The organism is Solibacillus sp. FSL W8-0372 (assembly GCF_037969735.1).
GTDB classification, from domain to species: Bacteria; Bacillota; Bacilli; order Bacillales_A; family Planococcaceae; genus Solibacillus; species Solibacillus faecavium.
This window is the reverse complement of record NZ_CP150204.1, coordinates 935,114-949,626: the sequence shown is the minus strand read 5'-3', so window position 1 is coordinate 949,626 and position 14,513 is coordinate 935,114. Positions and strand designations below refer to the sequence as shown.

The 14,513-nt window shown below is 39.2% G+C and carries 14 protein-coding genes; all 14 read right to left on the bottom strand.

Annotated elements, in window-relative coordinates:
- Window positions 1-181: 181 nt before the first annotated feature.
- On the bottom strand, window positions 182-472 hold the full coding sequence (locus MKY13_RS04545; protein WP_191698425.1) for an EscU/YscU/HrcU family type III secretion system export apparatus switch protein: 291 nt from the start codon (window positions 470-472) through the stop codon (window positions 182-184).
- A complete protein-coding gene (locus tag MKY13_RS04540) occupies window positions 469-2,385 on the bottom strand; it encodes a hypothetical protein (protein ID WP_191698426.1) in 1,917 nt (638 codons plus the stop codon). Before MKY13_RS04540 ends, MKY13_RS04545 begins: the two co-directional genes overlap by 4 nt.
- Window positions 2,386-2,388: 3 nt before the next feature.
- Complete coding sequence (locus MKY13_RS04535) at window positions 2,389-3,162, bottom strand: ribonuclease HII (protein WP_191698427.1); 774 nt, start codon at window positions 3,160-3,162, stop codon at window positions 2,389-2,391.
- A gap of 186 nt (window positions 3,163-3,348) precedes the next feature.
- Window positions 3,349-4,302 (bottom strand): ribosome biogenesis GTPase YlqF, encoded by a 954-nt coding sequence (gene ylqF, locus MKY13_RS04530; RefSeq protein ID WP_191698428.1) that lies wholly within the window; start codon window positions 4,300-4,302, stop codon window positions 3,349-3,351.
- A 208-nt stretch (window positions 4,303-4,510) separates the two neighbouring features.
- The gene (gene lepB / locus MKY13_RS04525) at window positions 4,511-5,074 is read right to left on the bottom strand and encodes a signal peptidase I (RefSeq protein WP_318245167.1); all 564 of its coding nucleotides are present in this window, start codon (window positions 5,072-5,074) and stop codon (window positions 4,511-4,513) included.
- A 179-nt stretch (window positions 5,075-5,253) separates the two neighbouring features.
- The gene (rplS, locus tag MKY13_RS04520; protein WP_339215479.1) at window positions 5,254-5,598 is read right to left on the bottom strand and encodes a 50S ribosomal protein L19; all 345 of its coding nucleotides are present in this window, start codon (window positions 5,596-5,598) and stop codon (window positions 5,254-5,256) included.
- A gap of 131 nt (window positions 5,599-5,729) precedes the next feature.
- Window positions 5,730-6,458, bottom strand: coding sequence for a tRNA (guanosine(37)-N1)-methyltransferase TrmD (trmD, locus tag MKY13_RS04515; RefSeq protein ID WP_191698430.1), 729 nt, complete (start codon window positions 6,456-6,458; stop codon window positions 5,730-5,732).
- A complete protein-coding gene (gene rimM / locus MKY13_RS04510) occupies window positions 6,455-6,976 on the bottom strand; it encodes a ribosome maturation factor RimM (protein WP_191698431.1) in 522 nt (173 codons plus the stop codon). The genes trmD and rimM overlap by 4 nt, the downstream gene beginning before the upstream one ends.
- A gap of 249 nt (window positions 6,977-7,225) precedes the next feature.
- The gene (locus MKY13_RS04505; protein WP_008403311.1) at window positions 7,226-7,459 is read right to left on the bottom strand and encodes a KH domain-containing protein; all 234 of its coding nucleotides are present in this window, start codon (window positions 7,457-7,459) and stop codon (window positions 7,226-7,228) included.
- 27 nt (window positions 7,460-7,486) lie between these two features.
- Window positions 7,487-7,759: a 30S ribosomal protein S16 gene (gene rpsP / locus MKY13_RS04500; RefSeq protein WP_191698432.1), complete on the bottom strand. Its 273-nt coding sequence runs from the start codon at window positions 7,757-7,759 to the stop codon at window positions 7,487-7,489.
- A gap of 94 nt (window positions 7,760-7,853) precedes the next feature.
- The gene (gene ffh, locus MKY13_RS04495) at window positions 7,854-9,212 is read right to left on the bottom strand and encodes a signal recognition particle protein (RefSeq protein WP_191698433.1); all 1,359 of its coding nucleotides are present in this window, start codon (window positions 9,210-9,212) and stop codon (window positions 7,854-7,856) included.
- Window positions 9,213-9,224: 12 nt separating this feature from the next.
- Window positions 9,225-9,560: a putative DNA-binding protein gene (locus MKY13_RS04490; protein ID WP_191698434.1), complete on the bottom strand. Its 336-nt coding sequence runs from the start codon at window positions 9,558-9,560 to the stop codon at window positions 9,225-9,227.
- A 134-nt stretch (window positions 9,561-9,694) separates the two neighbouring features.
- Window positions 9,695-10,936 carry a signal recognition particle-docking protein FtsY gene (gene ftsY / locus MKY13_RS04485; RefSeq protein WP_191698435.1) on the bottom strand — a complete coding sequence of 414 codons (1,242 nt, stop codon included), beginning with the start codon at window positions 10,934-10,936 and terminating at the stop codon, window positions 9,695-9,697.
- 13 nt (window positions 10,937-10,949) lie between these two features.
- Entirely contained in the window at window positions 10,950-14,513 is a 3,564-nt protein-coding gene (smc, locus tag MKY13_RS04480) for a chromosome segregation protein SMC (protein ID WP_191698436.1), read from the bottom strand.

The window sequence follows — 14,513 nt, the reverse complement described above, 5'->3', positions numbered from 1 at the left end:
GATACATCCTCCCATCGGACATTTGGAAATTATTCTACTAACATAATCTATTTTATACAATAATTCAGATAATGTCTATATTTGTCACACAAGCAATTTTTACTTTATTTTATGTCAAAAAATTCTCTTCAAATATATTTTTTAATTTTCTGAAAGATATATTCTACTAAATAGATAAATTTCACTTATTTAGCGTTAGCTTATGCTTCTCATCCAAGTGATAAATAAAGGCAAATACTTCAGCAACAGCCTGATACAGTTCCTCTGGTATGGAGGTATTTAAATCCAGTTGGCCAAGCAGTTCCACTAAGTTTGGATCTTCATATATAGGCACATCATGCATTGAGGCTTTCTCTAGTATATTGTCGGCAATTTTACCTTTCCCTTTTGCGACAACAGTAGGTCCACTACTTTTCTGAGAATCATATGATAGGGCAATTGCTTCTTTTCGCACATATTTTTTTTCGTTCATACCCGAATATCCACACCGCCTTGTTGATCTTCCAATTGTTTTGAAAGTTTTGTGTCAGTTTTTAATTCCTGATTTCCAAAAGGTTTGATAAATAAACCGGACAATGTATATTCCTTTTCAAGTAAACCAGTTTTTAATGTAGCTTTTAATGATTCAGCTAATGAATCCAAATGTGGAATATCATTATATACATTAATTGTCACTACTCGATTTTGCACTTGCATGTCAATGACGGTTTGCTGCAGGGATTCCATATCTAAATAAAACATAATCCGCGCAAAATTAGCATCAATTTTACCATCTTCCTTCATGCGGCCATTCCATTGAAGTGTTGCATCCATTTTCTTACCAAAAAAGTCCAATGGCAGTTGCATTACAAGTTGATGTTGGTGCCCGTTTTCCCCAGAAGACAACTGCATGCCATTAAGCCTGGCCATTACCATTTCAGCCGTGTCCTTTAAAACCGTGGGTGTCTGTACGTCTTGAAGAAGCGCTAATAGTTGCGGTTTAAGCTGCTGTGTAATCGCCTGAATATCTCCTGCCTTATTTGCAAGCGTTGCCTCATAGCTAACTCCTAGCCCTTTTAAAATTGTTTTTATTGCTTGTTCCATTGCACGGCTATCTACCGCTGCCTGTACTTGCGCTTCAGCTTGAGTAAGGGTACTTTGCATGACTGGTTGTGGACTATCAGCTGTAACTTTCACTAAATTTCGCAAGAGCTGATCAGCTAGCGTAAGATTAGAATCGGGCTTAATCAATGAAAGAAGTTGATCCTTTGCTGAAATCCCCTGGTCATTTTGCACAAATAACCTTGACGTCACACTTTCACTGTAACCACTTGTCAATTGTTGCTGTACTTGATTAGTCAGTACTTCTATTGCCTGCCTTGTTGCAGGTAACTGCTCAAAACGTCCCAATAATTGCTGTAATTGTTGCTTTTGTGTTTGGGATAACAGATTATCATTGTTAATCCAACCCTTTACCTGGTCCAGCATCGGCTTTATATGCTTAGGAGCAGTTTGGGCCAACTGCTGTAGCATTTGCCCTGCTTCCTTTAATAGCGGTGTTGCAGGAGACTGATTAATAGATTGCTGGTTTGCTTGCAGATTAACAGTTTGCCAATTTTGTAGATTCGCATTTTGCGGTAAAATACCGGCTTCTTTTAAGATGGTTAGCGCTTGAAGCTTGGAGGAAATCGGCGCACTATTATCTACTAATGTTTGTGTAGCACGTGCAAGAAGTAGGCCCCCTGTTTCATTGTTCAATGGCTTTGCAAGGAGTTCAATTTGCTGACGTAAATTTGTTTTAATCGTTTCATTCCCACCAGGCTGATTTGCCAACAGCTGGGCCAAATTTGCCAAATTGGTAGATAATCCATCAGTTTTTATTCCTTGCGTTAATGCTTGAAATACTGTATTTGTAAATGGCATCTTTAACTCAACCATTCGTTGCAATGCTTGCAGAGCATTGTTTTTATCCACTCCAGCAGGCAAGGCTTTCATCCAGCCTTCTGCAGCTAGCAACTGTTCTTTTGCAAGGGGGAGCTGGTTCTTTATAAAATGCGAGAGTACTTGTTGCAATTCATTTGTTTTTGGTAAATTCATCGTGTCCAATAGCTGGGATATTTGTTGTCCAGATGTCATTGATTGCGACATAGGTCCTGTTACAACTTTCAACTCTGTTTGTGGATTAGTTGCTGTTACTTGAAAGAAATGCGCGTCCCCTAACTTTAAAGGCACCTCAAGCTTGGCCATGAGCTTTTGATTACCGACTTGAACTTCCGCCATTTGATTTGGATACAGCTGCTTAATCGTCCCGTGAAATATTTGATCTTGTTTCAATGATAATGGCTGATTTACTGTCGTTTGTTGTGCCATATTCGTTTGAATGGAATTTGATGATGCAAAGTTCATGCGTTACTCCCTTCTTTGAAGCATCGATTTAATCGGTTCAAATGTTTTTCGGTGATGAACTGTCGGTCCATGCTGCTGGAGTGCTTCTAAATGTTGCTTTGTACCATAGCCAGCATGTTGGGCAAATCCGTATTGAGGGTATTGTATATCCAAGTTTTCCATATACTCATCACGTGCTGTCTTTGCTAAAATGGACGCCGCTGCAATTGCTAAGCTGCGTGCATCACCTTTTATTATTGAAGCTTGGGGAATCGCTACTGGAAGCGACATTGCATCCGCTAAAATAAAATGTGGCGTTGCCTCAAGTGCTTCTATACTTTTTAACATCGATTGCCGTGTCGCCTCATATATATTAAGTCGATCAATTTCTTCAACACTTTGGAAATGAACGGCATAGTATAGTGCATGTTTTTTAATTCGCTCGGCATACTCTTTACGCTTTTCCTTTGACAATAGCTTCGAATCATTAACACCTAGCAACTCTTGACAGTAGTTTGGCAAAATAACTGCTGCTGTTACAACAGGTCCTGCTAATGGACCTCGTCCTGCCTCATCAGTACCTGCTATATAAGCATCTTCATATGGTAGGTAGCCTGCATCAAATTGTAGTTTTTCATCATGTGCTTTTTGCAGTACCTCTATTTTTTCTAAACGTTTTTGAAACTGCGCCCATACTTTCACTACACCTGCACGGTCATCTTGTGCAATTTCATCCATCCACGGCTCAATTTGCGTAGATCCTTTTAATACTTCTGTAATCTCTTTGATTGTTTTCATTTATATTCCTCTAATCTAATAAGTTCACTGTAATTTTATAGAGTTGATTTTCATATGGGTATATTATTTGTTATTGCCCTTAACTCCAATCAACTTAACTATAGTTCTAACTGTTATATCGTCTATTCTTTTCATTATAAAAGAAAAAACCTTTTTCAAATAATGAAAAAGGCTTTGTTCCTAATTTTATTGCTCGGTTTCCTGTTTTTGTTGGCGGCGAAGTTCTGCTGTTTTTTTTCGACGTTCTTCGTTTTCTTTTTCAATCGCTTCTGCTAATTGTTCTTTTTCAATTTGCTCAGATACAAAGTCGAATGTGAGCTTTCCTAGATGTTGATCACGAATATCACGTACAATCAACACTGCTACTTGATCGTAATCAATTTCTCCACCTTGTCCAAATACACGACGTAATTTTCCAATGGCATCAAACGTTTCAACTAACTCTTCAGACACAGAAGAAATTTTATACCGTTCTTCCATTCGGGCTGGGTAATGTAACGCTAAAAAGTTTAAGCCATATACAGCCAAGTCTTCCATATTAGTAATTGTATCTTTAATGGCACCTGTTAGAGCAAGCTTGTAGCCTACTTCCTGATCTTCAAACTTTGGCCATAATATACCTGGCGTATCAAGAAGTTCTATTTCCTTGCCGACTTTAATCCATTGCTGTGCCTTCGTAATCCCTGGTGTATTTCCCGTCTTCGCTAAGTTTTTCTTTGCCAAACGGTTAATCAATGTTGATTTCCCTACATTCGGAATCCCTACAATCATTGCCCGAATTGCACGGGGCTTCATACCTTTTGATCGCATACGGTCCCATTTGTCAGCTAGAATCTCCTGTGCAGCTTTTGTTACTGCCTGTAAGCCTTTGCCTTCCAATGAGTTGATAGCTACTGCCTTGAAGCCTCTATCGGCGAAATATTGAATCCAGCGCCGTGTTTCATGCTCATCTGCCATATCTTGTTTATTTAAAACGAGTAGACGTGGTTTTTGGTGAATTACCTCATCAATCATCGGATTACGTGATGATAAAGGCAAACGTGCATCCACCAGTTCAAAAATAATATCTACAAGCTTTAAACTTTCCGATACTTGACGGCGCGCCTTTGCCATATGTCCCGGAAACCATTGAATTGTCATATTAGTACCCTCCTGAAAATAATTCATCTCTTTATTCACACACAATTGTGTTACTTTTTTCAGCCCAGACATCTCGATTTTTTTAAAAATAGAAACCCATTGCTTAGTTATTCCAATTGTCATGATGATAATTTCTTAAACAAAAAAATGAGGAGTTTAAACTATCCCCCTCATTTTAGACAATATTTATAATTTAGAATGATAAATATTATTTTACGATTTCAATCTCGCTTAATGGCCAGAAAATAATACTCGTATTACCGATAATTTCCTTTTGTTCTACAATACCGATATGACGACTATCTTTACTGAAGCGTCGGTTATCACCCATTACGAATACATAACCTTCCGGAATTACATCTAATGATGGATCAATATCTTTTAGGGAGAAGTCACCTGTTAAGTTGCCTTCGCTAATTTGTGCTTTATATGCATCTAAATATGGCTCATCAATTGCTTCACCATTAATGTATAATTGGTCATCTTTATATTCCACAAAGTCCCCTGGAACGCCAATGACGCGTTTTATATAATCTTTTTGTTCAGGTGCGTGGAATACGACGATGTCAAAACGACTAGGCTCGCCGATTTTATAGCTAAATTTGTTAACAATCATCCGATCACCATTCTCAAGGGTTGGCATCATTGAATCCCCATCTACTACAATCGGTGTAAATAAAAAGTAGCGAATAAATGCGGCAATTGCAAACGCAATAAGTAGAGCTTTTGTCCATTCCCACAGCTCATTTTTTTCTTTTTCAGTTTTTTCCACGTAGCTATCCCCCTTGCTCATCACATTTATTGTATACGAAATATGTATTTCAAGCAAAAATCTAACCTATATTTATTTATCCAACTAATATGCTTTATGTGTTTAAACGTATATTTAATACAATTTATTTGAGAAAGAAAGAAAGGGACTTGTAGATACAAGCCCCTTCTAAATAGTTCTTATCGAATTTCTTTAATACGAGCAGCTTTACCACGTAGGTTACGTAGGTAGTAAAGTTTAGCACGACGTACTTTACCTTTACGAACTACATCTAAATTAGCGATTTTTGGAGTGTGTACTGGGAAAGTACGCTCTACACCAACGCCGTAAGAAATTTTACGTACTGTGAAAGTTTCGCTAATTCCGCCACCACGACGTTTAATAACTACACCTTCGAATAATTGGATACGCTCACGAGTACCCTCAACGATTTTAACGTGTACCTTAACTGTGTCACCTGGTTTGAATGACGGTAAGTCTGAACGTAATTGATCTTTAGTGATCTCTGTAATAATGTTTGACATTGTTTTCTCTCCTTGGACAGATGCTCTTGCACGCTAATCTCAGCCACAGCGGAACACCGTAATTCAGTGCCTACATAGAAGCACAAAATGAATCTTATCATAAATTTTACAAGCTTGCAAGTAGTTTTGCTTTACATTTCACTCTTAATCTTTTCAAGCAATTTCAATTGTTTATCCGTCAATTCTAATGCATCGAACAAATCGGGTCTGCGTTCCAATGTACGGACAAATGATTGTTCCTCACGCCAGGCATCAATTTTCGCGTGATTACCTGACAACAGTATATCCGGTACTTTCATGCCTCTAAAATCAGCCGGTCGTGTATAATGTGGATGCTCTAGTAGCCCTGTAGAAAATGAATCCTGGATATGTGAATCTTCCTGCCCAAGTACCCCTGGCAATAAGCGAACCACTGCGTCGATCACCGTCATCGCTGGAAGCTCTCCACCCGTCAACACGAAGTCTCCAATGGAAATTTCATCTGTTACAAGGTATTGACGAATACGCTCATCATACCCTTCATAATGACCACATAGGAATACTAAATCTTCTTCCTTCGCTAATTCCTCTGCCTTTTTCTGGGTGAAGCGCTCACCTTGTGGGCACATTAAAATAACGCGTGGCTTGCGGCCTTCTGTAATAGCCTCAACAGCATTAAACATTGGCTCTGGCTTTAATACCATTCCTGCACCACCACCATATGGGTAGTCATCAACTTGCTTATGCTTATTTTCACTATAGTCCCGAATATCTGTTACTGCTAACTCCACCGCACCTTTTTCCTGAGCCTTTTTTAATATCGATGCACCAAAGACACCGGAAAACATGTCAGGAAATAAACTCAATACATGAATCTTCATTCTAATAGACCTTCCATTACATGTATAATAATTTTCTTCTCTTCGACATCGATTTCTTTTACGATATCCTCAATATAAGGAATATAATGCTTTTTACCGCCTGATGCTTTAACTTCCCAAACATCATTAGCACCTGTTTCCAGAATGTCGGTTACAACTCCAATTAATTCGCCTTCTTCCGAAAACACTTCACAATCTTTAATTTCAAAGTGATAGTATTCGTTTTCATCTAGCTCGTCTTCTTCTAGCTGGTCCATCGTTATTTTCAGTAGACCTTCCTTAAAAGGCTCCACTAGGTTAATGTTTTCCATTCCTTCAAATGTTACTAAAATAAAGTTTTTATGGCGACGTGATGAAGCGATTGTTACCCAAGTCGGCTTTTTATCATCCTTTTTAAATGCCGCTAATTTAGAACCTACAGCAAAACGCTCTTCTTCAAAATCTGTTGTCGATAAAATCCGAAGTTCTCCACGAACTCCATGTGTATTTACAATACGTCCTACATTAAACCATTCCATATATATTCCACCTTTAATATCCCGTTGATTTCCATTTCGGCGGACGCTTTCCGCGGGCACGGCCTTACACGAACGTCTCAGGCGACGGTGCTCCTGACGCTACGCTTTCGTCGCAAAATAAATTTTGCTCTTCCCGCTGGAGTCGCCACCTCCATTCCAATCAACTAGTTGTAATTGTTCAATAAAATATTGCTGATTGAATTATCATAACAAAAAAAGAAGGGTTAGCAAAATGCCACCCTTCTTTTATTAATCCAATATATCGACATACGTCTTTTTCTTCTGGTGGCCGCCCGCTGCTGAGTACACAATCGTACGAATTGCCTTCGCAACACGTCCTTGCTTGCCTATTACTTTCCCTCGATCCTCTGGATGAACAAAAAGCTTATAAACAACTCGATTTGAAGTTTCGTCCGTCTCAATACGAACGTCTTCAGGATAATCGACTAATGGTTTAACAATTGCTTCAATCAGCTGCTGCATAATGCCACCTCCGAATTAATCATTGAATTATTTGCTGTATTTAGCGTTATGGAATTTCTCCATGATACCTTGTTCTGAGAACAGGTTACGTACAGTATCAGATGGTTTTGCACCATCAGCTAACCATTTAAGAGCTTTCTCTTCATCGATTTGTACTGTAGCTGGAACTGTAAGTGGGTTGTAAGTACCTACTGTTTCGATTTGACGACCGTCACGTGGTGAACGAGCGTCTGCAACTACGATACGATAGAAAGGAGATTTTTTAGCTCCCATACGTTTTAAGCGAATTTTAACTGCCATTTTATATAGCACCTCCGAATAAGTTTCACACAAGATATTATATTATCAATGTCTTAGTGGTTTGTAAAGTGTTTTTTCTTAACACCCTATTTTTTTATTTAAATAACGAATCTAAACCAGGCATTTTCATCTTTTTCTTACCTTTACCCTGCGTCATACCTGTCATTTGTTTCATCATTTTTTTCATATCTTCAAACTGCTTCAATAAGCGGTTTACTTCTTGAATTGTCGTCCCTGAACCAGTTGCGATACGTTTTTTGCGGCTCGCCGAAATAATTTCAGGGTTTGTCTTTTCTTTTGGTGTCATCGAATAAATAATCGCTTCAATGCGCCCCATTTGCTTTTCATCGACTTTGACATTATCTAAGCCCTTCATTTTGTTCGCACCTGGAATCATTTTTAGTAATTCATCCAGCGGTCCCATTTTTTTCACGGCTTGAAGCTGCTCAATAAAGTCGTCAAACGTGAATGATTGCGTCATAAACTTTTCTTCAAGTTCTTTCGCTTTTTCCATATCAACGTTCGCCTGTGCTTTTTCAATGAGTGATAACACGTCACCCATACCTAGAATACGTGATGCCATGCGTTCTGGATGGAATGGCTCCAATGCATCCATTTTTTCGCCCATACCAACAAATTTGATCGGCTTTTCAGTAACGGCACGGATTGATAAAGCCGCACCACCACGTGTATCCCCATCTAATTTTGTTAAAACAACGCCCGTAATGCCGACTGCTTCATTAAAGTTTTGCGCAACATTTACCGCATCTTGACCTGTCATCGCATCTACAACTAAAAATACTTCGTCCGGCTCTTTTAATCCGCGAATGTCTTTCAGTTCCTGCATCAGCTCTTCATCAATATGGAGACGACCAGCTGTATCGATTAATACAACATCATGATGCTCTTCTTTTGCATGTTCAATCGCTTGACGTGCAATTTCAACTGGAGAGACATCTGTACCAAGTGAGAACACTGGTAAAGATAGCTGTTTCCCTATTGTCTGTAATTGCTGAACAGCGGCTGGACGGTATACATCCGCTGCTACTAATAGTGGTTTTTTATTGTATTTTTTACGTAATACATTTGCCAATTTACCTGTAGTCGTCGTTTTACCGGCACCTTGTAACCCCACCATCATAATGACTGTTGGGGGACGGTTGCTAAATTTAATAGGGCTTTGTTCTCCACCCATTAAGTTCTTCAATTCATCCTGTACAATTTTAATGACTTGCTGACCAGGCGTTAATGACTTCATAACGTCGACGCCTACCGCACGCTCACTAACCTTTTTAACGAACTCTTTTACTACTTTTAAGTTTACGTCCGCTTCGATTAAGGCAAATCGGACTTCACGCATCATTTCTTTAACGTCTTGTTCCGTAACTTTCCCTTTACCTTTAATCTTTTGGATCGTACCTTGGAGTCGCTCTGCTAAACCTTCAAAAGCCAACTCGTTCGCCTCCTAATCCGATTCCTTTAATTGTTCAACCAATGCCAGTTTCGCTTCTATTGTAGAAGCCTCATCTTGTATCGCATCCGTCAATTGTTTTAGCACTTGTTGACGTTGTTGAAACTTTTCGAATAAATTTAATTTATCTTCATATTCTTCAAGCATCGCCTCAGTACGGCGAATATTATCATAAACAGCCTGGCGTGAAATATTATAACTTTCGGCGATTTCTCCTAACGAGTGATCGTCTAAGTAATAAAGTTCCATATAGCTGCGCTGTTTGTCAGTTAATAATGCTTGATAAAAGTCGAAGAGAAAGTTCATGCGTGTTGTTTTTTCAAGTAGCATTTTTATCTCTCCAATCATAATTTGTCTATCTTATCATAATCTTGTGAGCACTTACTGTCAAGGTAATCTCCTTGTCCAAGAGATATGTTAACGGAAAAAACGAGCAACAAATTCCATCTGTTGCTCGCTTATATTTAATCTTCTATTTTCTCTAGTTCTTTTTCCAGACCTTCAGCAAATAATCCATATACATAACGTTCTGCATCAAATGGCTGTAAGTCATCCATTTTTTCACCAAGACCAACGAATTTTACCGGAATATGCAATTTATTACGAATAGCTAATACAATACCACCTTTAGCAGTACCATCCAATTTCGTTAACACAATGCCTGTAACATTCGTTACTTCTTTAAAAGTTTGTGCCTGTACAAGCGCGTTTTGACCTGTTGTTGCATCCAATGCCAATAGTACTTCATGAGGTGCATTTGGAATCTCGCGTGAAATGACACGGTGTACTTTTTGAAGTTCGTTCATCAAGTTCACTTTATTTTGCAAACGACCTGCTGTATCACAAATTAAAATATCAACACCGCGTTTTTTCGCTGCACGAATTGCATCATACATTACTGCTGCAGGATCAGAACCTTCTGATTGCGCAATTACTTCCACGCCAACACGTTCGCCCCACACTTGTAATTGATCAATTGCGCCCGCACGGAATGTATCTCCCGCAGCAAGCATAACCGATTTACCTTCAGATTTCATACGATGCGCTAATTTACCAATTGTCGTTGTTTTACCAACGCCATTAACACCTACGAACAAAATAACCGTTAAATCGCCATCTTGCTGAATATTTAAGTCCGTTAAGTTTTCTTCTCCAGACTCATAAATTTCAACTAATTTCTCAGAAATAATAGATTGAATACCGTTTGTATCTTTAATATTTTGACGCTGTACTTCGTAGCGCAACTTATCCATTAAATCCATAACCGTTTCAAAGCCTACGTCTGCCTGTAGTAGTAATTCCTCAAGTTCTTCAAAGAAATCTTCGTCAACTTTACGGTAACGGGCTACTAAATCATTCACTTTGGAAGTAAATGAATTACGCGTCTTTTCCAAACCGGCTTTGAATTTTTGTGTTATGGACCATGCGGAAGGTTTCTTTTCTTCCACTTGCTCCTCAACAACTACTAACGCTGTATCATTATCGCTCAGTTCCGGTTCTTCCTGAGGAGTCGATTCTTCTTGATTTGAAGCTTCTACTTCAACCGCTTCTTGTTCCACGGAGTTTTGAACTGCCGTTTCTTCAATTAATTCAGGTTCGGGCTTATCAGCCGGTTGCTGTTCATCAAGCTCTGGTTGGTCAACTTTTTGTTCCAGTTCCTCGTTGCCGCCAGTTAGCTTTTCTTTTAGTCGTTTAAAAAAGCTCATTTATGACACTCCCTTACATTACTAATTCCGTTTGTTCTTCCAGTTTTACCGAAACAAGCTTCGACACACCTGATTCCTGCATTGTAATACCATATAGAACATCCGCACCTTCCATCGTACCTTTACGGTGAGTAATGACGATAAATTGTGTATGCTCACTATATTTACGTAAATAATCGCTATATCGGGCTACATTCGATTCGTCCAATGCCGCCTCAACCTCATCCAAAATACAGAATGGAACAGGCCGCGTATTTAATATAGCAAATAATAAAGCAATGGCTGTCAATGCACGTTCACCACCTGAGAGCAAACTTAAGCTCTGCAGTTTTTTACCTGGTGGTTGAGCAATAATTTCAATGCCTGTCTCTAGCATATTATTTGGATCCACCAACACTAAATCTGCTGTACCGCCTCCAAATAATTCCCTGAATGAAATAACGAATTGCTGACGAATTTGCCTAAATGTGTCGCTAAACCGTTCCGTCATTTCTTCATCCATCTCACCAATCGCTTTGTGGAGCGTATCTTTTGCAGAGACTAAATCTTCTCGTTGTTCACTTAAAAATGTATAACGTTCCTGCACACGATCATACTCTTCGATTGCTGACAAGTTAACTGGACCGAGTTCCTCGATCGATTGTTTTAACAGTTTTACTTTACGGCGTACATCTTCTTCGTTCTCTATATCAATTACTTCGTCCTGAGCAGTCAAGAAGTCCAGCTCATACTGTTCAAGTAGCTGCTCTTGTAAATTATTCATTTCAAATTCAGTACGACTGCGCTTTAATTCTAACGATCGCAATGCATCCACATAACTTTTATGTACACGCTGAATTTCCTGTAAATGAATTTCATTTTCCGTAATTTGTTCGTGTAGAACGGAACGAGTTGTACGGTTTTTTTGAATAATATCTGTTAATGCATCCTTTTTCGTCACCCATTGAATAATCGTTTGTGCCAACTCATCTGCAGAAGGACCGTTTAACCCATCTTCAGATTCGATCCACTCTATTTCCTGGGAAATTTTTTCGACCGTATTTTGTGCTTTCGCTAAGTTAAGCTCAATTCCTGCAATGGATGCCTGTACTTGTGTTAACTGTTCTTGTGCAACTGCAAGTTCTGATCGTTGGACTGCCAACTGTTCACGCAATACATCTTTTTGCGTTTCACTTTGAGTTTTAGCGAGTGTGAGTTCATCAACCGTTTGCTGTATTTCCTGCAATTCTTCGCTCAATTCTGCTAATCGTTTTTGTGCAATTTTTTGCTCAACACTTAACGATTGCTTCCTTGTAGAAACGGATGATTGCTCCGATTGTGTAATCGTAGCAGTCGTTTGCAAACTTTTTACAATCATATCCAACTCTAAAAGCTTTGCTCGATGAATCTGCTCTTGCTCCCGCATCGCCTCACCTTGCAGCTTCAACTCTTCCAATGCATGACGCATTTCGGCAATTTGTTCTTTTTTCTTTGCTACTGTCTGCTCGGCAGATCGGATTGTTGCTTCCATTCCCTCTAATGTAGCGACAAGTTTATCAAGCTCGGCTTTCCGTGAAAATAGTGAGCTTTGTTGCTTTAAAGCACCACCTGTCAACGAACCACCTGCATTGACGATATCCCCTTCAAGAGTGACAACACGGTATTTAAAGCCACATAAACGAGCTATTTGACTCGCGCCTTCTAATGAAGAGGCTACAAGTACATTACCTAAAAGATTTTCAATTATTGTCGTATTTTCCTGCGCATAGCTAACAAGCTCATATCCTAATGCAATATAAGCCGGGTGTGATTGAATATCACTCAGTTGTTGTGCATTAATTTTTCGGGAACGCATAACTGTTTTCGGTAGAAATGTTGCACGTCCTGCCCGCTTTTGCTTTAGCCAGCTTATTGCCTTTTGAGCATGTTGTTCGTTTACTGTAACAATATGCTGAGATGCTGCACCTAATGCGGTTTCAATTGCTTGAGAATACTTTGCTTCAACTTGAATTAGTTCTGCTACAGCGCCTTCAATACCATGCAGTTCCCCGCGATCCCGCGCTAACAACACTTCCTTAACGCCATGGAAAAATCCGGAGAAGTCAGCCTCTAATTCGGCTAATGTTTCTTTTCGTGCCTTTAATTGCTGATGGTGTTGATACGCTTTATATAATAGTGCCTGCTTTTCATCTAAATCGGACGAAGCTGTTTTTAATTGTGCTTGCATGACATCAAATTGGCTAAGTTGCTCTTTAACAGATAGTGACGTCTGCTGAAGTGCCTGCTCTGTCGTTTCCTTTGCCAATAGGGCTTCCGTCAGATCTTTTTGGACTTCCGAAGAACGACCTGTCATTCGTTCAACAGATGCTTGCTCTTGTGTTAATTGTTGCTCAATATGCTTTAATTCGTTTTTAACTGTTGCCTCTTCATTAAGCAAATTGATATACGTATTTTTTGCTTCTTCAATTTCTTGCTCAATTTCAGACGCTGAACGTGTCAATGCCTGATCGACTTGTTTCAGGGTAGAGCGAATTTGCGAAACTATTTTTTGTTTTTCAGTAAATTGCTGATGTTTTTCCAGTTTTGCCTGTTCCAACTCAATAACAGTGTTCGATGCTTCTGTTAAAGTTTCACGCAATTGTTGCGCTTGCTTTTCGGCATTGGAGCGCTTTTCATTAAAGAGCGCTTTTCGTCCTTCCCATCGTTCTACTTCCGCACTGGCTTCAACAAGCTGTTCTTGGGAACTATCCAATACATCATCAATTGCTTTTAACTCATTACGCATTTTACGCAACTGTTGCTCAACTTTTGATATTTCGATTGCATGTTCCTTCTCGGACGTATTTAACTTTTGCTGTTCTTGATTGTAATTTTGCAATGTATTTTCAAATGCACTGATATCATGCACCATTAATGCAATATCAAAGTCTTTTAATTCCTCTGTCATTCGAACATAATCTTTTGCGCTCGATGCTTGAATTTTTAACGGTTCCAGACGCTGATCAATTTCATGCAGAATATCCAGAACACGATTTAAATTCTCATCCGTTTCAACAAGCTTATGCTCCGCTTTTTTCTTGCGTTGTTTGTACTTCAGTACACCAGCTGCTTCTTCAAAAATACTGCGGCGATCATCGGGACGACTGTTTAAAATTTCATCAACGCGTCCTTGCGAAATAATAGAAAAAGCTTCTTTTCCAAGCCCTGAATCCATAAACAGGTCCGTTATATCCTTTAGGCGGCATTGCTGATTATTAAGCAGATATTCACTCTCACCCGAACGGTATACACGTCTTGTTACGCTAACTTCAGTGTATGGTATCGCTACTTGCTGATCCGTATTATCCAGTACAAGTGTTACTTCTGCAAAATTCAATGCTTTACGTGATTCGCTTCCTGCAAAAATAACATCTTCCATTTTAGCACCACGTAAACTTTTAACAGACTGTTCACCTAAAACCCAGCGAACAGCATCTGTTACATTACTTTTCCCACTACCATTTGGTCCTACAACTGCTGTAACACCCGGAACAAAATCAATTCCGATTCGCTCGGCAAAAGATTTAAAACCTATTACTTCGAGTCTCTTAAGGAACAT

Bases quoted from the DNA above. Each gene is read 5' to 3' on its own strand.
- MKY13_RS04545 (WP_191698425.1), bottom strand. From the start codon at position 472: ATGAACGAAAAAAAATATGTGCGAAAAGAAGCAATTGCCCTATCATAT.
- MKY13_RS04540 (WP_191698426.1), bottom strand. From the start codon at position 2,385: ATGAACTTTGCATCATCAAATTCCATTCAAACGAATATGGCACAACAA.
- MKY13_RS04535 (WP_191698427.1), bottom strand. From the start codon at position 3,162: ATGAAAACAATCAAAGAGATTACAGAAGTATTAAAAGGATCTACGCAA.
- ylqF (WP_191698428.1), bottom strand. From the start codon at position 4,302: ATGACAATTCAATGGTTTCCGGGACATATGGCAAAGGCGCGCCGTCAA.
- rplS (WP_339215479.1), bottom strand. From the start codon at position 5,598: ATGTCAAACATTATTACAGAGATCACTAAAGATCAATTACGTTCAGAC.
- trmD (WP_191698430.1), bottom strand. From the start codon at position 6,458: ATGAAGATTCATGTATTGAGTTTATTTCCTGACATGTTTTCCGGTGTC.
- rimM (WP_191698431.1), bottom strand. From the start codon at position 6,976: ATGGAATGGTTTAATGTAGGACGTATTGTAAATACACATGGAGTTCGT.
- MKY13_RS04505 (WP_008403311.1), bottom strand. From the start codon at position 7,459: ATGCAGCAGCTGATTGAAGCAATTGTTAAACCATTAGTCGATTATCCT.
- rpsP (WP_191698432.1), bottom strand. From the start codon at position 7,759: ATGGCAGTTAAAATTCGCTTAAAACGTATGGGAGCTAAAAAATCTCCT.
- MKY13_RS04490 (WP_191698434.1), bottom strand. From the start codon at position 9,560: ATGCTACTTGAAAAAACAACACGCATGAACTTTCTCTTCGACTTTTAT.
- ftsY (WP_191698435.1), bottom strand. From the start codon at position 10,936: ATGAGCTTTTTTAAACGACTAAAAGAAAAGCTAACTGGCGGCAACGAG.
- smc (WP_191698436.1), bottom strand. From the start codon at position 14,513: ATGTTCCTTAAGAGACTCGAAGTAATAGGTTTTAAATCTTTTGCCGAG.